Here is a 17,807-nt window from a genome sequence, read left to right on the forward strand (position 1 = left end):
ACTTGCGCGCGAGCGCAGAGTTAGATCGCGTCCGCTGCCCGTGCGAGTTCACTTAACCGCTCCTGACAAACTGTCTCAACAAGCTGAAGAAGATGCTTCGTCCGCTCGAGCAGCCAGCCGAGCCCCTCGTCGGTAATCTCGAAGTGCTTGGAGTAGCGTGCTTTCACATAGGCTTCGTTGAGAATGTTGTACCAGGCGGTATAGCGATGCTGGTCCCGTGGCCAGGCCTCGACCAGTCGCTGATCACGATCCTCGGCGAGACCGCGGAGAAATTTGAGATTGTGCGAAGGCGGGCTGTAGTTGGTAAGGACCAAGAGAACCGCCGCGTACGATTGTTCGATCGCTTGGTGCAGTAGAAAAGCCGCTTCTTTGAGGTCCTGTTCCCTGACGCAGAACGTTGCAGTCTTTAAGAAGACCCTGGCGTGAGGTATCCGGTCATCGAAATACTCCTTGGCAAATCGAAACGCATCAGCTGGGGAGAGCCGTTTCGGCTCGGCCAGCGGCCGGTCATCGAGCTCGTAAAGCACGATACCTTCGCGCAGGATGTCGACAAAGAAGTATTGCCCGTCGGCCAGGAAGTTGTTCACCTCTCGGGCGCCATGGACGATCAGCCCAACCGGCGTCGAGATCCCCTTGTCCCATATGAGACGGTCAGTCGTCTTGTCCCAGTATTGCGGTTCTGCGAGCTTCTTCGAATTGACGATGACGAGGATATCGTAATCTGAGCGATAGCCCTTCATCGTATGCGGTTCGTCAACAAAGGTGCCGCGGGCGTAGGAGCCGAACAGGATGACCTTCAGGATCCGCCCGCGCTTCTTGAAGTCGGCCGAGCCACCCTCGAGCGCATCGGCAAACTCCTCGTGGAGGATTTCCACAACGCGGGCAAGCTCGCGCTGCTTCTTCTCGGGAAGATGTTCCAGGCTCGTTTTCATGTGCAACCGATAGGATAAAGACGACTCGCCGTCTACTACAGGAATTATCAGGCAGGCGCGCTTCTCCTCGATGGCACAGGTGGGCCGTGGCTCGCCGCACTTCACGTTCCGGCACGCACGCTATAGATGCTTTGGAACGCAAGTGGATGTCGCTGGTTCGTGCCGTCGAATGACGTATTCTTAAAGCGTGACATCCTGGATTGGCGGGGGCTGCGATGGGTCAGAAAGCGGACGCGACGAAATCTCCCCGAACGCGCTCTGCGCCGGTTCTGGCGCGCGAACGAGAGGTCGCGAAAACCGCGGCGATCAACGCTCTCCTCACCCGGCCAATCGGGATCCTTCCGGCGAAAGTTGGTGACCCGGTCAGACCCTTTGCGCTCGGGCTCTGGAATGACGTCCGTCCCCTGCTGAAACCGGAAGTCAGCGTCTCGGCTCTGCGCAAGGCAGTGGCAACCTATGTGCACTCGCGATGCTATCAGATGGCGGTGGCAAAGGCCGGGTCCGTCCGCCATGACATCAATGGCGAGCCGGTCGAACCTGTCTCGGATGCTGACCGGATGGATGCGCTCAGGAAGTATGAAGGCTTCCAAGCGCGCGACGGATCCAGCAAGCCCAAGTCGGCATCTCCGGCTCAACCGACAAAGACGGAGGCGATCCAGAGCGCCCTTCTGAGAAGGAAGGAAAAACCGCGCTACAGATAGATGCCCTGGCTCCCGACTTGGCAGCTCGCGGGCGGCGATCGCTGCGCATCGACAGACCGGTCCATCACGAAAATGAATCAGTCAGGCTCAATCGATTCATAACTCTCGTTGGACGGGCGCGGCGCAACGCGCGACTCTGCGCGCATGATCACGCAGCCCTATCGCCTCTATATAGAACGCACGGACGCGATGAAGAACATGGCGCGCTTTTATTCGCTCGAGATCGGCAGCAACCTCTTCGGCGAAATCTGCCTCACACGTCGCTGGGGACGGATTGGCGCGCGCGGACAAACGGCGGCGCATCAGTTTTCGCGCGAAGAAGACGCGGTCGGCCTCTTCCTTGATTTGGCGCGCCGCAAGCTGCGGCGCGGATATCGCCCGCGGACGCGGGCGCGGCCAGAAAAACAGACAACTTGATCTTGACGCCCCGCGCGCGGGCGACCGCCCGCAAAATGCTTCCAGGCGGGATCTGAGAAGAGCCACCCAACCTGGAAGCAAATACGGTGAGCGATGCACCTCACGCGGCGGCCGGATTGCCTGCAGTCGCGATCGCGACATTCGAACCTCGCTGCAGTCCGTGCAGGTAAGCGCACGCTGACAGCGTCAGGACGCCAGGCACTCTTCACAGATCCCACAACCGTCTGAGTCCATGCTCGTCGCTGGGCGCTTTTGACAACAGAGGTAGGTGACGGTGTCGCGCGCGCTCCTGTTGTCGCGCTTCGGCGGTATGATTTCGATGGGATGGTCGGAGACCGCTTGTCTACCTTGTTGATCCATCTCGGCGCTCCGTGTCGAGGCTGCTATTTCAGATAGGAAGCCTTGAGACGGCAACAAGATGGGTAAGCGGCAACAGTATGCTTCCGGCGTCACTCGGTCGGGCGGATAGGAGCGAGATGCGCAACCCCGACTGTGAGAACGTATGGCGCACGAACGGAGACGGTATTTGGGCTGAAATCGCGCTTGAGCCGATACCGGAGCTCATTCCTCACCGTCTTGCATGATCCGCAGCGCCCGGATGAGGTCCGCCGCATCGAGAAGAGTATCTCTCGCGTCCTCTGGTGACAAATCTCGGGCGCGCGACGACGCAACCTGCAAGTCGATCAGAACGTCCCTCGCGCGCCGACTACCAACCCTTCCGGCCTGCTCGCGCATATCGCGGATCGTGTCGACAGACCGGTCAAGAAGACGGCTCATCTCGTGCGGTGTCAGCTTCTCGATCTCATTGGCGGCTCTGATCAATTCGGAGATAAAGGCGGGAATGGAAGACATGGCGGGGAACGTGTGGATGCTATGCCACTTTAATGTTGCGTTCGTCGTGCTCGGGTCAAACGATCGTCGAAAAGCGCGCTCAGATCACGATGCGTCAAACCGCTTCAGCAATCCTGCAAGCTGCTTGTTCTGCAGCCGCAGCTTTTCTGTGAGTTGCCGCCTGAGCTGCCGGACCTCTTCATCCAGAGCAGCAACTTCGTCGGACAACGTCGGTGGCGGCCGCACGACGACGGGCGCTTCCCTCGGCTGAATCGCTTTAACCACAGCAACTGGCCTGGCGCTTGGCTTCCGGACGCGCCGCTGCACTTTTCTCGGTTGCGCCGATTGTCCGCGTTCCGACGCGTGATCGTCGGCGCGCGGAGAATCGACCGTAATGGCCGCGGACACCTGCTCGACTATTTCGGCCGGGACAACGAGGTTACCGGTCGGGTCTGTCGGCTTGTCGGGCACGTCGACTGCCGCGCTTGCAGCGTTGTCGGTCCGATCCAAGGGTGCCGGAGTGCCCTCTTCCGGCGCGGGCGATGGTTCGTCCGGCTTCGAAGAACCGGCTTCTGGCGGGCTCACGGGCTCCTTGATTGTCCTGCCAAAAGACGTCAATCCGGCCAGGTATTTCCAGGGTGACCTCATCGTGCGCCCTCATCTCACGCGGTGGCGTCGGCACCCATCGCTAGGACCGGTAAGCCACCAAAATGTAGGAGGAGGCCGATCGCGCAGACCGATCGGCCATCACCGAAATCGATCAGGAAAGACCGAGCCGCTTGCGCAGGTCCGCGTTCTCGGCCCGCAGCTTTTCGGCCAACGCCTTACGGAGTCGTGCATTCTCTTCTTCGAGCTGAAGCAGGTCCGCGATGTCGTCAAGGACCGGAGCTGCCGCTGCGGTGGTTTGCTTCGGTGCTCGGGTCTTTCCGACGCCCCTGGCGCTGTTCTTTGCCGAGGTCTTGCCGCCGGTCGCGACAGTGGTCACGCCTTCGGCCGACGTCGCGGAATTCTTCCGGCGTCCCCTTCGCGTCTTGACACCATTTTCCTTTGGGGCTTCGGCGGTCGCTTCCGCAGCGACGTTCTTCGGCTTCGGGCCCCGGCGCTTTTTCGGCGGCGCAATTTCGGCCGGGGTGGTCGTCGTCTCGACGGTCTCGATATTGTTGTCGTCTGCCATGGCTGTTCCCTCTGCAACTATCAGGCTTATTTCCAACGCGGAAAGGGCAGAGTCAATGAGACTCTCCGGTCCGCAACAACCCGGCGTCAAAAGACGGCGCCGCTTTTCGGCAGCTTGAGACTTTCGCAGAGGCGTGAACTCAGCGAGCGGGTTTTGTACCGGAGCCCTCTCCATCCAAAAACGCTGGACAGGCGTTGGCGGGCTCCGCTGATCAGAGCCCTTGCTCGGCCTACCACTACGACTGTGCCAGAGGTCCGTAACCCGGTCTCTTGTAGAGTATACTCTCGTTGGCCGCGATTTCAGGATCGTAAACTCTTGCGTCCCACTCCGCTGGTTCAACTTCGGAGATGGAAACGGAAAGCGAAGCATCGCTTGAACCTAAGATGGTTTTCGCGGCTTCGACTACTTTGGCGGCGAAGTCCTGCTTCTGCTCCTCGGTGCGGCCGGGGAACATCTTTACGGCGATGTGCGGCATTTCCATTCCATTCGTTGGTAGCGAGTGCATTGATGCAGACAGAAACGACCTCGAGTATGACGCGGGTCGCGTCTCTGATCGATATCCCACCCGCTCACCGGGCGATAGCCCCGTTGTCGCGATCAAAACGCTAAGAGCGGCAAGCAGGATCAGCCCATCACGGCTGATGCCTGTGCGGTCGCGCATCGCCCGGTCATTCGCAAATCGATGCTGCTTCCTATTGGTCCACTCCGGCGCGCAATCGACTGGAAGCTGGACGCAGATTTTTCTGGCGCCGGAATAAGCTTCAAAAACATAGAGATAGCTGATCCGCAGGAAGAACGCAGCTCTATTAGCTGATTAGAAAATTTTGATGCAAAGCAAGCGATTAACCAGTATAGCTAAATTGGTATGCATCTATTCGCTCGGCGCGCGGTCCGGGATAGGAGCCCGAGGCACGCGCGCTCAGGAGGTATTTCTGCCGGCAGATTGCGCAACTTAGAGGGGAGTCAGCTTGCATAGAAAAGATTGGAGCACAGACGGACGAGGCAATATTCGAGCATCTGCCGTCATCGATTGGAAAGTTGAGGCCGTCACTGCGGATGCGAGTGGCGACGTCTTCTTGAGGATCGAATTCAGCGTCGATCCGAATCGAACTGACGTGTCGTCACTGCAGTTCAGATTAACCGAGCAGCAAGCGAAACACCTTGCTGCGAAGTTGGCGTCCATCTCAAACCAGTCACCGCAATCATCGGGGCTTTTCAGCACAGCCCGACAGTGCGTTTCGACATAAAATAGCCAGCAACCAGGAACGACGAAGGCACCAAACGCCCGCATGCGAAGTACGGTCCCGTGCCGATTGGCGGCCGTGTTCCAGACCGTTCGAACCGTGGATCACCTGCGAAGCGCGCATCGCGCAGGCCCAAGCGCTATTCTAGGAGGCACTGCATGACAGCTGAAGAAATGTCGCCAAAGTTTCTCACGCTCCAGCTTGGCGGCGCCATTGGAGAATTTGCATTGAACCAGGAAATCGCCGCAGCGCTCACGAGGCTTCCGGATGACCCTTCGCTTTACTTCGATCTTTGCGAAGAACACCTGCTCATTCCGCTCGAGCAGTTGGTCAACGCGCGTGCGCGCGAAAGAGGGATCGTCAATGCAAACCGCCATATGCTGGCGGCGGCCAATGGCCGTCAGGAGAGAAGGAAACCGCTCACCGTTCGCGCGCTGGGTAAGGAGCTATGGCTCGTGGTCGATGGGAATTCGACACTGCTCAACGCCCGACATTCGAATTGGCGGGCGCTCCCCTGCAGCGCCGGATGACCAGAGCGCCTTATCCAACAGGTATGGACCCAAGGGCCCAATGGAACGGCTTTCGACGAAAGGCCACAATTGCGCTGTGGAAATCGTCGGCATTTGGGCCGTGCACGCTGGAACGCCAGATGACAAAAGGGATCCCGTCGGATGAGAATTCCCGCGTCATCAAGAGGGGAAAAAAATGACAACAACCAATGAGATTGCAGAAAAGATCGCGACCGAACATGGCTTGACCAAAGTCCAGAGCAAGGCGGTTGTCGAAGCGGTCTTCGCTGCCGTGACTGCCGCCGCCACAGCTGGCGCCGAAACATCGATCCCGGGCTTCGGAAAGTTCAAATTGAAGGACACGCCAGAGCGCGAGGCGCGCAACCCGGCAACCGGTGCGACCATCAAGGTTGCTGCGGCGAAGAAGCTGACCTTCGCGCCGGCCAAAGCTCTCAAGGACGCGTTGAACGGCTGACGCAAGCGGAGCGGCTTCACGCCCGCCGACGGCCTGAAGCGGCGCTCATCATACGGCGCTTATCGAACGCTTACACCTGGCGAGTGACGATCACCGCACCGATCCTCCCTGGAGGGGGTCGGCTTGGCCCCGAAGGGACGAGATATGCGTCGATCGTTCCGGTGCAGCATCGAGGATGCGACTGCAGCACAACCCTAGTGGTGCTCCGGCCCCAGAGCTTCTGCCGCGAGCAGAGGCTCACGCCGACGTCCAGTGCCGCGGTCGGAAAGGCTCATTTGCTCCTCGATTGCGACCCGCAGGTTTACTGGCGGCGGCGCAAACCTGCCCCAGTTCCGGACGATACATTATGCGATGCCAACGCCCAAAATGGGAAGAAGCGCTTCACAATGCTCGTGATGGTCTCACCACGTGGAGTGAGCAGCCGCACCAGGCAACATCCGAGGTCGGCCTCGAATGCGGCCTCACCTGGTTGCCCACGGCGTGACCCAAAGACTGATCCGCAGGCTGTGCGATTTTTTTCGAAAGCGTACCCAAATTGGGGATTCAGACCTTCCCTCCCCTGAGATTTGCCTCCAACGTACATCAACAACGCCTGTTGGATTGTAATCCTGCGCCGGACAGGCGAGATCGCCCGTCCGGATCCGAAACAGCTGTCGAGTGCTCCCGCATCGACCCGCGGTAGTCGACGGCTTCGTTTGGCGAAGTCGTGTTATTCCTGGGTCGAATTTGAATGTCAGTAAATCTGTGTCGTCGGTTTCATGAAACCTAGCAGCCTTAACGTACTGGTCATCGATGAAAACCGCATTCGCGCATCAGTCATTGAAGACGGATTGCGGGATGCAGGATACGTTCAGGTGACAATCATTGCCGACATGAATGGACTTGCCAGGAAGATCACCGAGATCGATCCTGATGTCATCGTCATTGATCTCGAAGAACCCCAACCGGGACATGCTGGAAAGCATGTTCCAGATATCGCGTGCAGTAAAACGACCAATCGCGATGTTCGTCGACAAGTCCGACGAAGCATCGATCGAAGCGGCTGTGGACGCCGGCGTCTCGGCATACATTGTCGACGGTCTGAAGCAGGAACGCGTACGCCCCATCCTCAAAATGGCAATTAGCCGTTTCAATGCGTTTTCGCGACTGAGCCGGGAGCTCGAAGAAGCTCGTGGCGAGTTGGAAAACCGCAAGTTGATCGACCGGGCCAAAGCGGTGCTGATGCGCACCCGGGGGCTATCAGAGGAAGAGGCCTATGCTCTATTGCGGCGAACGGCCATGGGCCAGAATCGGAAAATCGTCGAGATCGCTCAAAGTCTTATCACTGCGGCTAGCCTGCTCGATCCCGGAGCTGAGGTATGAAGAAATACAGGCACGAAATCACAGCGGGCTTCCTGCCACTTCTGGACAGTGCCCTCCTGATCATCGCCAAAGAGAAGGGCTTTGCGGAAGTCGAGCAGATCGACCTTACGCTCATGCGTGAGCGATCCTGGGCAACGGTCCGAGACAGACTGGCGGTCGGACATTTCGAGGTAGCCCACATTCTTGCGCCAATGCCAATTGCCTGCAATCTCGGTCTGACCGCGCCTGCACCGCGAATGATCGTTCCCATGGCGCTCGGGCTCGGCGGCAATGCCATCACTGTGGCGGGCAATCTCTGGTGGAAGATGGTCGACAACGGTGCGACCGCTGACCTCGATGCCCGCTCAACCGGCGACGCCTTGCGCAAAGTGATCACACAACGGGCCGGCGACCGCCTTCGGTTCGGGGTCGTTCATCCCTACTCCGCGCATAACTACGAACTGCGGTACTGGCTTTCAGCGAGTGGCATCGATCCCGAACGCGAGGTCGAAATTCTAACGCTGCCTCCCGCAGACATGGGCAACGCACTCAAAGACGGGACAATCGATGGCTATTGCGCCGGCGAACCCTGGAATACATTTGGTGTTCTCAAACGCGGGGGCCATCTCGCGACCGTCAAGGCAGCAATCTGGAAATCCAGTCCGGAAAAGGTGCTCGGCGTCAACGCACGCTGGGCTGATAGCCATCCCGAAGCGCTCGCCGCTCTTTTGAGAGCGATCTACCAGGCGTCCGTCTGGTGCGCCGAGCCGGCCAACCATGAGGAACTTGCCCGATTGCTCTCGGGAGACGCCTACATAAACAAGTCCGCGGAATGGCTGCGACCCGCGCTGACGGGCGAGCTCAAAATTGGCCTGCGCCACACGCAGACAGTGAAGGATTTTTTTGTCCCGAACGCCAAAGCGGCGACGTTTCCATGGAAGAGCCATGCACTCTGGTTTTATACGCAGATGGTTCGGTGGGGCCAGGCCGCGCATACCGATGCTCATCAGCGGGTGGCCGGCAATACCTATAGGCCGGATATTTACCGGAGCGCGTTGAAGACGCTGGGTCTCGCAATGCCGTCCGCAAGCTCCAAGGTGGAGGGCGCGTTGCGCATGGAGACGCCGGTCGGCTCCAGCGGCGCTTTGACGCTCGGTCCGGACGGATTTTTCGACGGCAACCTGTTCGACCCAGATCGCATCGAAGAATATCTCTCTGCCCAAAAGCAGCTGTGAGCTCTGCTCATAAACTGTGCAGTGCACAATTTTTAGCACCGCCAGCCGATATTTTTGGCCTCCGGCTCAGTCCAGTTCGGGCAGGATTCCGCGGAAAAGGTCCGAACCATACCAATTCTGAAACTGGCATGGCCCTTGCATAATTGTTCTTGAGCCGAAAGGCCGCACAGTGTCCAACGATGGGCGCTTCAAGCAAAGTCGCTGAGCAGGAGATCCCGCGTACATTCGTGCGCGTGCCCTGACGTGCCCTTTCGCATTCTTCCCCTCAACGTTTCACTGGCACGACCTCGTCGGGCCGCGGAGAAGTCATGTCTAGTTCTAAGAAAAGCTATTCGATGCATAGCGGCGAACCAGCGAAAGCACTGTGGATCTCCACCGCCGCCTTTACGGTCTGTTTCGCGGTTTGGACGATCTTTGCGATCATCGGCGTTCGCATCAAGCAGGACCTCGGCCTCTCCGAAGCGCAGTTCGGCTTGTTGGTTGGCACGCCTATCCTGACTGGATCCCTCGTCCGCCTTGTCCTTGGAATCTGGACCGGGCGTTATGGTGGTCGTTTGGTCTACACGCTCACCATGCTGGCATCGGCATTGGCGACCTTCCTGCTTAGCTATGCCACGACCTACACGGAAATGCTCATTGCGGGCCTGGGCGTCGGTCTCGCCGGCGGGTCCTTTGCGGTCGGGGTTGCCTACGTTTCACCGTTCTTTCCGCCGGAAAGACAGGGGACAGCGCTCGGCATCTTCGGCGCAGGCAATGTTGGCGCCGCCGTTACGAAGTTCGCAGCACCCTTCGTGCTGATCGCATGGGGGTGGCAGACCGTTGCCGACATCTGGGCCCTCGTGCTCGCGGCAACAGCAATCATTTTTTGGTTTTCGACCACCGACGATCCTGCATTCCGCGAGCGCCGCAATCGCGGCGTCGCATCCAAGAGCCTTTTGCAGGAATTCGCTCCGCTAAAGAACGTTCAGGTCTGGCGCTTTTCGCTCTACTACTTCTTCGCTTTCGGCGGCTTCGTCGCGCTTTCGCTCTGGCTGCCGCGCTATCTCGTCGGCGTCTACGGCTTCGATATTGCCGTGGCAGGCATGGTTGCCGCCGCCTATTCCATCCCCGGCAGCATCTTCCGCGCCTTCGGCGGCATGCTTTCTGACCGCAAGGGCGCGCGCACCGTCATGTACTGTATGCTCGGCGTCTCTGCCGTGGCGACACTGATCCTATCGCTGCCGGCAGCGAGCGAGGGGCATTCCTTCGGCATCACGCCCGCCGCATTCATCGTCACGGTTTTCGTTCTGGGTTTCGTCATGAGCCTCGGCAAGGCCGCCGTCTACAAGCACATCCCGGCCTATTATCCGGAGAATGTCGGCGCCGTCGGCGGCATCGTCGGCATGATGGGTGGCCTCGGGGGCTTCTTGCTCCCAATCGCCTTCGGCCTTCTCAAGGACCTGACCGGCCTGTGGTCCAGTTGCTTTCTGCTGCTGTTTGCGATCGTCGCGATCTCTCTCATCTGGATGCACGTGTCCGTAAAGCGGATGCAACGTCGGGCGCATTCCGCGACCGCCACGGCAACTGCCTAACCTAGGAATTGGAATTATGATTCAAAAGCTCGTCATCATCGGCAACGGCATGGCGCCCGGACGCATGCTGGAGCACCTTTTCGAACAGGCCCCCGAGCAGTACCAGGTCACGATCTTCAACGCCGAACCGCGCGTCAATTACGACCGCATCATGCTGTCGCCAGTGCTGTCGGGCGAGAAGGACTACGAAGAAATCATCATCCACGGCGATGGGTGGTACATCAAACACGGCATTACGCTCTACAAGGGTCACAAGATCGTTGCCATCGATCGAAACGCCAAGACCGTCACCTCCGACCATGGCGTCACCGAGAGCTACGACAAGCTGGTCATCGCCACCGGTTCGGTGCCCTTCATCATTCCGGTCCCGGGCAAGGATCTGCCCGGCGTCATCACCTATCGCGATCTCGACGACGTGCAGGCAATGCTGCTTGCGGCGCAGTCGCGCGAAAAAGCGGTCGTCATCGGTGGCGGCCTGCTCGGACTTGAAGCGGCAGCCGGCCTTGCCTCGCGCGGCATGGACGTCACCGTCCTGCACGTCATGCCGACGCTGATGGAGCGCCAGCTCGATCCGGCCGCCGGTTACCTGCTGCAGAAAGCTGTCGAAGATCGCGGCATCAAGGTCATCTGTAAGGCCAACACGAAGGCCATCATTGGCGACGGGAAGGTCGAGGGCATCGAGCTCGACGACGGCCGCATCATCCCGGCGACCCTAGTGGTGATGGCAGTCGGTATCCGACCGAACGCCGGTCTTGCCAAGGACGCCGGCCTGGCGGTCAACCGCGGCATCGTCGTCGACGACGGCATGATGACCTCCGATGGGGACATCATGGCGCTCGGCGAATGCGCCGAGGTCGGCGGCATGGTCTATGGCCTGGTGGCGCCACTCTACGAGATGGCTCGCGTCGCAGCATCGCATCTGGCTGGCGACCGCAGCGCCGCCTTTGTCCACTCCGATACACCGACGAAGCTGAAGGTCACCGGCATCAACCTGTTCTCGCTTGGCGATTTCGCCGACGGTGATGACCGCGAGGAGATTGTGCTGCGCGATGCAGCGGGCGGCATCTACAAGCGGGTCGTTTTGAAGGACAACCGTATCATCGGCACGGTGCTCTACGGAGAGACAGCCGACGGCGCCTGGTTCAACGATCTGAAGAAGAAGCAGACCGATATTTCCGAAATGCGGGAAACGCTGATCTTCGGCCAGGCCTACCAGGGAGGGTCGCCGCTGGACCCTATGGCGGCCGTTGCAGCCTTGCCGGATGATGCGGAGATCTGCGGCTGCAACGGCGTCTGCAAGGGCAAGATCGTCGAGACCATTACCGGTAAGGGCCTGAGCTCGCTCGACGACGTGCGGGCCCATACCAAGGCGTCCGCCTCCTGCGGCTCCTGCACCGGGCTTGTCGAGCAACTGATGTCGCTGACGCTCGGCGATAGCTACAATCCGGCCGCCGTCCAGCCGATGTGCACCTGCACCGAGCTCGGCCATGACGACGTGCGCCGGCTGATCAAGGCCAAGGGGCTGAAGACCATTCCGGCGGTGATGCAGGAGCTGGAGTGGAAGACCTCCTGCGGCTGCGCCAAGTGCCGCCCGGCGCTCAACTACTACCTCGTCTGCGACTGGCCGGACGAATATGCTGACGACTACCAGTCGCGGTTCATCAACGAGCGCGTCCATGCCAATATCCAGAAGGACGGCACCTATTCGGTCGTGCCGCGCATGTGGGGCGGCGTCACCAATTCCGGCGAGTTGCGGGCGATCGCCGATGTGGTCGACAAGTTCGAGATCCCGCTCGTCAAGGTGACGGGCGGCCAGCGCATCGACTTGCTCGGCATCGAGAAGGAAGACCTGCCGGCCGTCTGGGCCGATCTCGGCAAGGCCGGCTTCGTTTCCGGTCAGGCCTATGCCAAGGGCCTGCGCACGGTGAAGACCTGCGTCGGCTCCGACTGGTGCCGCTTCGGCACGCAGGATTCGACCGGTCTCGGCATTCGCATCGAAAAGTTCATGTGGGGTTCCTGGACGCCCGCCAAGCTGAAGATGGCGGTCTCCGGCTGTCCACGCAATTGTGCGGAAGCCACCTGCAAGGACATCGGCGTCATCTGCGTCGACAGTGGTTTCGAGATCCATTTCGCCGGGGCGGCCGGGCTCGACATCAAGGGCACGGAAGTTCTTGGCCTGGTGAAGACCGAGGACGAGGCGCTGGAGCATATCGTGGCGCTGACGCAGATGTATCGCGAGCAGGCGCGCTACCTCGAGCGCATCTACAAATGGGCGAAGCGCGTCGGCCTCGACGAAATCCGCCGCCAGATCATGGGCGATGCCGAGAAGCGCAAGGCCTATTTCGACCGCTTCGTCTTCAGTCAGAAATTCGCCCAGGTCGATCCCTGGTCGGAGCGCGTCTCCGGCAAGGACAAACACGAGTTCCGGCCGATGGCGACGGTCGGTTATCCAGAAGCTGCGGAATAGGAGATTGGCCATGACCTGGTTTGCCATTGGAAATATCGCTGACATTCCGCTGCGCGGTGCGCGCTGCGTCAAAACCCCTCAAGGCAAGATTGCCGTGTTCCGCACCGCCGAAAACGAGGTCTTCGCCATCGAGGATCATTGCCCGCACAAGGGCGGTCCACTCTCGCAGGGCATCGTTCATGCCAAAGCCGTGACCTGCCCGCTGCACAACTGGGTTATATCGCTCGAAACCGGCAAGGCGCTCGGGGCGGATGAGGGGGCGGTGAAGACGATCGCTCTTCGCAACGAGGATGGTGCCCTCTTCATCGCGCTCGAAAGCCTCATGATGGCGGCGGAATAGCCATGGAGCGGGAGGTCAAGACCACCTGTCCCTATTGTGGTGTCGGTTGCGGCGTAATCGCAACCGTCACTGACAACGGCGCCGTCTCGGTTCGGGGCGATGCCGATCATCCCGCCAACATCGGCCGGCTCTGCTCCAAGGGGTCGGCGCTCGCTGAAACCTTGTCGATGGACGGAAGGGCGCTCCACCCGGAGATCCATGGAACGAGCGTAAGGTGGGGTGAGGCCCTCGATCTTGTGGCCTCGAAATTCCGTGACACCATCGCCGAGCACGGGCCGGACTCGGTCGCCTTTTATGTCTCGGGCCAATGTCTGACCGAGGACTACTATGTCGCCAACAAGCTGATGAAGGGCTTCATCGGCTCGGCCAACATCGACACCAATTCCCGGCTCTGCATGGCCTCGTCCGTCGCCGGCCATCGGCGCGCCTTCGGTTCGGACACGGTTCCCGGCTGCTATGAGGATCTGGAACTCGCTGACCTGATCGTTCTTGTTGGTTCGAACCTCGCCTGGTGCCATCCCGTCCTCAACCAGCGCATTCAGGCGGCAAGACAAAGCCGACCAGACCTGAAGATCGTCACTATCGATCCTCGCCGCTCCGTCAGTGCCGATCTCGCGGACATGCACCTGATGATCAAGAGCGACGGCGACGTTGCCCTCTTCAACGGGTTGCTCGCCCATCTCGCCGGATCCTCGATATTCGACCGCGACTATGTATCGGCCCATACGAGTGGCTTCCAGGATGCGCTTGAAGCAGCGCAAATCCGGAGCCTCTCGGATATCTCGGCGGAGACAGGTCTATCGATCGCCGAACTGCTGGCCTTTTACCGTCTGTTTGAAACGACAGAAAAGGCCGTCACCTGCTACAGCCAGGGCGTCAACCAGTCTTCGATCGGCAGCGACAAGGTCAATGCGATCATCAACTGTCATCTGGCAACCGGACGCATCGGCCGGCCGGGCATGGGCCCCTTTTCGCTGACCGGTCAGCCCAATGCGATGGGCGGCCGCGAGGTCGGCGGTCTCGCCAACATGCTCGCCGCCCACATGAACATAGAAGACGATGCCGCGCGCGATCGCGTGCAGCGTTTCTGGAAATCCCCGACGATCGCGGCAAGGCCCGGACTCAAGGCTGTCGAGATGTTCGAGGCCGTTGCCGATGGGCGCATCAAGGCGCTCTGGATCATGGCCACCAATCCGGTCGTTTCGATGCCGGACGCCGACCGGGTGCGAGAAGCCATCCGCAACTGCCCCTTCGTCGTCGTTTCCGACATCCAAAAGAACACCGATACTGCTGCCCTCGCCCATGTGCTGCTCCCTGCAGCCGGTTGGGGTGAGAAGGACGGAACCGTCACCAACTCCGAGCGGCGCATTTCCCGCCAGCGCAATTTTTTGGATCTGCCCGGCGAAGCAAGACCGGACTGGTGGCAGATGGCGGAGGTCGCCAAGCGCATGGGCTTTGACGGCTTCGACTACACAAGTCCCGCCGAAATTTTCGTCGAGCATGCTGAACTTTCAGCCTTCGAAAACGACGGCACCCGCGACTTTGATATCGGCGCGAAAGCCGGGATTTCATCTGATGCCTTCGAGGTTATGACACCGTTCCAATGGCCCCATCGCGCCGGCACGCTCGAGAGCGCCACGCGCTTCTTCGCCGGTGGTCAGTTCTACACACCCGACCGCAAGGCGAGATTCATTGCCGTAAGGTCCGAGCGCGAAGAGCGTACCAGCAAGGACATGCCCTTCGTTCTCAATACCGGGCGCATCCGCGACCAGTGGCACACCATGACCCGCTCCGGTAAGGCAGCGCGCCTCTCGTCGCATCTCGCCGAACCATTCGTCGAAATCAACCCGGCCGACGCCGCCGAACTCCAGATTCCCAAGGCTGGTTTGGTGAAGCTGGAGAACGCCTTCGGTTCCGTTGTGCTGCGCGCACTGATCACGGAGCGACAGCCGCGTGGCAGTGTCTTCGTGCCGATGCATTGGAATGACGAGTATGCGGCCAACGCGCGCGTGGATGCCTTGCTCGCACCACGCACAGACCCCGTTTCCGGCCAGCCTGCGCTGAAGAATATTGGCGTCAAGGTCAGACCGGCCGAAATCCCATACTACGGTTTTGCCGTTGTTGCCTCACGACCCGAGAGACTGAATGCGCCGTATTGGGCAATTGCCAAGGCGGAAGCCGGCTGGCGCGTGGAATTCGGCTTCGACACGCCGCTTGACGATATCGAGACGTGGTGCCGCGATACCTTTGGTCTTTGGGATCGCGGTGAACATCTCGCTTATGTAGACAACCCCACGCAACAGCAGCGCCACGGCTTCTTCGACGGCGAACAGCTGCTGCTGGCGTTCTATGCCGCGCCGGAACCTGTCGGCGTCTCGCGCGACTGGGCCGTGAAACAACTCAGCGTCCCATTAGAGACGATGCGGGCACGCGTAGCGGTTCTTGCTGGTCGGCCGGGAGCAGATCAGATGGATCCCGGTGCAACCGTCTGCTCCTGCTTTTCGGTCGGCGTCAATCAGATCGTGGGCGCGGTCGCCAGCGGCTGCCATACGGTCGAAGCGGTCGGCAAGCAACTCAATGCCGGAACCAATTGCGGCTCCTGCCGCGTCGAAATCAAAGGGATTATCGATGGTTGCCTCCGTCAAGCTGCAGAGTGATCGAAAGGAGCGTATCGCTACGCTCGCTTCGCTACCGGTGTTCTTCGATCTCAAGGGAAAATCCGTTCTGGTCGCCGGCGGCAGCGATGGAGCAGCGTGGAAAGCTGAACTCCTGGCAGCAGCCGGCGCAGAGGTCCATGTCTTTTGCGCAGCCAGCGAGCTTGCCGAGGTCTTCCAGGAGAAGCTTGACCAGTTTGTCTACCACGATGCGCCGTGGCAGACGGCATATTTCAAGAGCTTTGCTTTGGCCGTGGGCGACTGCGAGACCGAAGAGGAGGCGCGTGCCTTCCACGATCGCGCAGTAGCCGCCGGAATTCCCGTCAACGTTATCGACAAGCCCGCGTTCTGCCAGTTCAAGTTCGGCTCGATTGTCAACCGTTCGCCCGTGGTGATCGGCATCTCGACCGATGGTGCCGCTCCCATCCTCGGCCAGGCGATCCGCCGGCGCATAGAGACCCTCCTCCCGCAGTCACTCAAATCCTGGGCTCAACTCGCGCAGACCGTGCGCACCTATGTGACGGACACCCTCACCTCGGTTCAACGTCGAAACTTCTGGGAACGTTTCGTTGATCGCGCCTTCGGCGCTGGCGAGCCGGATGCAAATACAATGCGTGGCCTCATCGCTGATGCAGATCGAATCCGTAGCAATGCTGGCACGGCCGGCCACGTCACACTCGTCGGCGCCGGCCCGGGCGACGCCGAACTGTTGACGCTAAAAGCTGTACGCGCCCTCCAAGCTGCCGATGTCATCCTGTTCGATGATCTCGTCTCCGGCGAGGTTCTGGAACTTGCCCGCCGCGAGGCGAAACGCATGCTGGTCGGAAAACGCGGCGGCCGCGAAAGCTGCAAGCAGGAAGACATCAACGCAACGATGTTGGCCTTCGCCAAGGCCGGAAAGCGCGTCGTCCGCCTCAAGTCTGGCGACCCGATGATCTTCGGGCGCGCCGGCGAAGAGATCGCCCACCTCAATCGAGAGAACATTCCCGTCGACGTTATTCCCGGGATCACGGCTGCAAGCGCCATGGCCGCGTGCCTCGGCATATCGCTCACCCACCGCGATCATGCCCAATCGGTACGCTTCATCACCGGCCATTCCCGTCATGGCGGATTGCCCGCCGACATTGACTGGGCGACCGTCGCAGATCCCCGTACGACAACCGTGTTCTACATGGGCGGCCGGACAGCACCGCTCATTTCCGAGCGCCTGATCAGAGAGGGCCTGCAGCCTTCGACCAAAGTGATCGTGGTCAGCGACGTCAGTCGCGCTACTCAGCGCAATTGGCATGGCAATCTCGCGAACCTTGCGAGCGGCATGGAGAAGATCGGCTACGAAAGTCCCGTTCTGATCGCAGTGGGCGAGGCTTTGGCAGCTCGCGGAAATGAGGTCATCGATGCCAGCGACATCGCCGGGGTTCCGGTCCGAGCAGTCGGATTTCACTGATGGAACTGGACGTGATTTCGCCGGCATTCCTCGTTCTCGCGATCAGCCTCAGTTGGAACCGGTTCGCGTGCATTTTTCGCGCGGAGTCAAGCGCCGCGCTTGCGGCCACGCCACTGACCACGGCCGCCACCGCCATCAGTCTGTCGGCCTTGGGGCTAGCGTTCGCTGACAACACCCTATGGCTGGGATTCCTGATCGTGGCGGCCGGCGTGCTCATCGGCTCGACCCTGAAGAGACAGCCCGCCGGGGTAACCGTAGCTCTATCTGCGATCAGCCTCGCTGCGTATCTGCCGTTTCTCCCCGCACCTTAAGCCGCGCGTTAGTCAAAGAGTTTGCCGGTCAAGGAGAATGCACTCCTTTTCGACCTTCGCCCTGAACCTCGGACGTGCCGGAGTATCATGGCATGAGACTGTCGAGCTACCAGTCGTCACGTTGAGGGGGAAGAAAATCAAAGCGACCGTGGCTCCTCCTT

The 17,807-nt window shown here is 60.1% G+C and carries 16 protein-coding genes and 1 pseudogene; 12 read left to right on the top strand and 5 right to left on the bottom strand.

Annotated elements, in window-relative coordinates; translation table 11 throughout:
• Nucleotides 1–20 precede the first annotated feature (20 nt).
• A complete protein-coding gene (locus AC1Z3V_RS32885) occupies nt 21–932 on the bottom strand; it encodes a nucleotidyltransferase and HEPN domain-containing protein (RefSeq protein ID WP_483504276.1) in 912 nt (303 codons plus the stop codon).
• Nucleotides 933–1,147: 215 nt separating this feature from the next.
• Here AC1Z3V_RS32885 and AC1Z3V_RS32890 point away from each other — a divergent pair, with 215 nt between their 5' ends.
• Complete coding sequence (locus AC1Z3V_RS32890; RefSeq protein WP_483504277.1) at nt 1,148–1,633, top strand: ProQ/FINO family protein; 486 nt, start codon at nt 1,148–1,150, stop codon at nt 1,631–1,633.
• A 144-nt stretch (nt 1,634–1,777) separates the two neighbouring features.
• Nucleotides 1,778–2,050: a WGR domain-containing protein gene (locus AC1Z3V_RS32895; RefSeq protein WP_483504278.1), complete on the top strand. Its 273-nt coding sequence runs from the start codon at nt 1,778–1,780 to the stop codon at nt 2,048–2,050.
• A gap of 561 nt (nt 2,051–2,611) precedes the next feature.
• On the opposite strand, the gene AC1Z3V_RS32900 is transcribed toward AC1Z3V_RS32895, so the two are convergent.
• The 4 genes from AC1Z3V_RS32900 to AC1Z3V_RS32915 all read right to left on the bottom strand — a co-directional run bounded on the left by AC1Z3V_RS32900 (nt 2,612) and on the right by AC1Z3V_RS32915 (nt 4,530).
• Nucleotides 2,612–2,902: a hypothetical protein gene (locus AC1Z3V_RS32900; protein ID WP_483504279.1), complete on the bottom strand. Its 291-nt coding sequence runs from the start codon at nt 2,900–2,902 to the stop codon at nt 2,612–2,614.
• An 84-nt stretch (nt 2,903–2,986) separates the two neighbouring features.
• On the bottom strand, nt 2,987–3,529 hold the full coding sequence (locus AC1Z3V_RS32905; RefSeq protein ID WP_483504280.1) for a hypothetical protein: 543 nt from the start codon (nt 3,527–3,529) through the stop codon (nt 2,987–2,989).
• A 112-nt stretch (nt 3,530–3,641) separates the two neighbouring features.
• Nucleotides 3,642–4,055: a SyrB-like regulator gene (locus AC1Z3V_RS32910; protein ID WP_483504281.1), complete on the bottom strand. Its 414-nt coding sequence runs from the start codon at nt 4,053–4,055 to the stop codon at nt 3,642–3,644.
• Nucleotides 4,056–4,290: 235 nt separating this feature from the next.
• Complete coding sequence (locus AC1Z3V_RS32915; RefSeq protein ID WP_483504282.1) at nt 4,291–4,530, bottom strand: tautomerase family protein; 240 nt, start codon at nt 4,528–4,530, stop codon at nt 4,291–4,293.
• A 927-nt stretch (nt 4,531–5,457) separates the two neighbouring features.
• On the opposite strand from AC1Z3V_RS32915, the gene AC1Z3V_RS32920 reads away from it, so the two are divergent.
• The 10 genes and pseudogenes from AC1Z3V_RS32920 (at nt 5,458) to AC1Z3V_RS32965 (ending at nt 17,646) form a co-directional block, all read left to right on the top strand.
• Nucleotides 5,458–5,829 (top strand): hypothetical protein, encoded by a 372-nt coding sequence (locus AC1Z3V_RS32920; RefSeq protein WP_334197001.1) that lies wholly within the window; start codon nt 5,458–5,460, stop codon nt 5,827–5,829.
• Between the two features lie 175 nt (nt 5,830–6,004).
• Nucleotides 6,005–6,283 (top strand): HU family DNA-binding protein, encoded by a 279-nt coding sequence (locus tag AC1Z3V_RS32925; protein ID WP_058321208.1) that lies wholly within the window; start codon nt 6,005–6,007, stop codon nt 6,281–6,283.
• Nucleotides 6,284–7,041: 758 nt separating this feature from the next.
• A pseudogene (locus tag AC1Z3V_RS32930) lies at nt 7,042–7,645 on the top strand (ANTAR domain-containing response regulator).
• Complete coding sequence (locus tag AC1Z3V_RS32935) at nt 7,642–8,859, top strand: CmpA/NrtA family ABC transporter substrate-binding protein (RefSeq protein ID WP_483504283.1); 1,218 nt, start codon at nt 7,642–7,644, stop codon at nt 8,857–8,859. The pseudogene AC1Z3V_RS32930 and the gene AC1Z3V_RS32935 overlap by 4 nt, the downstream one beginning before the upstream one ends.
• A gap of 308 nt (nt 8,860–9,167) precedes the next feature.
• Nucleotides 9,168–10,430 (top strand): MFS transporter, encoded by a 1,263-nt coding sequence (locus AC1Z3V_RS32940; protein ID WP_483504284.1) that lies wholly within the window; start codon nt 9,168–9,170, stop codon nt 10,428–10,430.
• A 16-nt stretch (nt 10,431–10,446) separates the two neighbouring features.
• Nucleotides 10,447–12,897: a nitrite reductase large subunit NirB gene (gene nirB, locus AC1Z3V_RS32945; protein WP_483504285.1), complete on the top strand. Its 2,451-nt coding sequence runs from the start codon at nt 10,447–10,449 to the stop codon at nt 12,895–12,897.
• Between the two features lie 10 nt (nt 12,898–12,907).
• Nucleotides 12,908–13,237, top strand: a complete 330-nt coding sequence (nirD, locus tag AC1Z3V_RS32950) for a nitrite reductase small subunit NirD (protein ID WP_483504286.1) — start codon at nt 12,908–12,910, stop codon at nt 13,235–13,237.
• A 2-nt stretch (nt 13,238–13,239) separates the two neighbouring features.
• Nucleotides 13,240–15,894, top strand: coding sequence for a nitrate reductase (locus tag AC1Z3V_RS32955; RefSeq protein WP_483504287.1), 2,655 nt, complete (start codon nt 13,240–13,242; stop codon nt 15,892–15,894).
• Nucleotides 15,866–17,335: a siroheme synthase CysG gene (gene cysG / locus AC1Z3V_RS32960; protein WP_483504288.1), complete on the top strand. Its 1,470-nt coding sequence runs from the start codon at nt 15,866–15,868 to the stop codon at nt 17,333–17,335. The genes AC1Z3V_RS32955 and cysG overlap by 29 nt, the downstream gene beginning before the upstream one ends.
• Complete coding sequence (locus AC1Z3V_RS32965; protein ID WP_483504289.1) at nt 17,335–17,646, top strand: hypothetical protein; 312 nt, start codon at nt 17,335–17,337, stop codon at nt 17,644–17,646. The genes cysG and AC1Z3V_RS32965 overlap by 1 nt, the downstream gene beginning before the upstream one ends.
• Nucleotides 17,647–17,807: the final 161 nt, after the last annotated feature.

It is taken from the genome of Ensifer sp. 38_S197, from assembly GCF_056924495.1.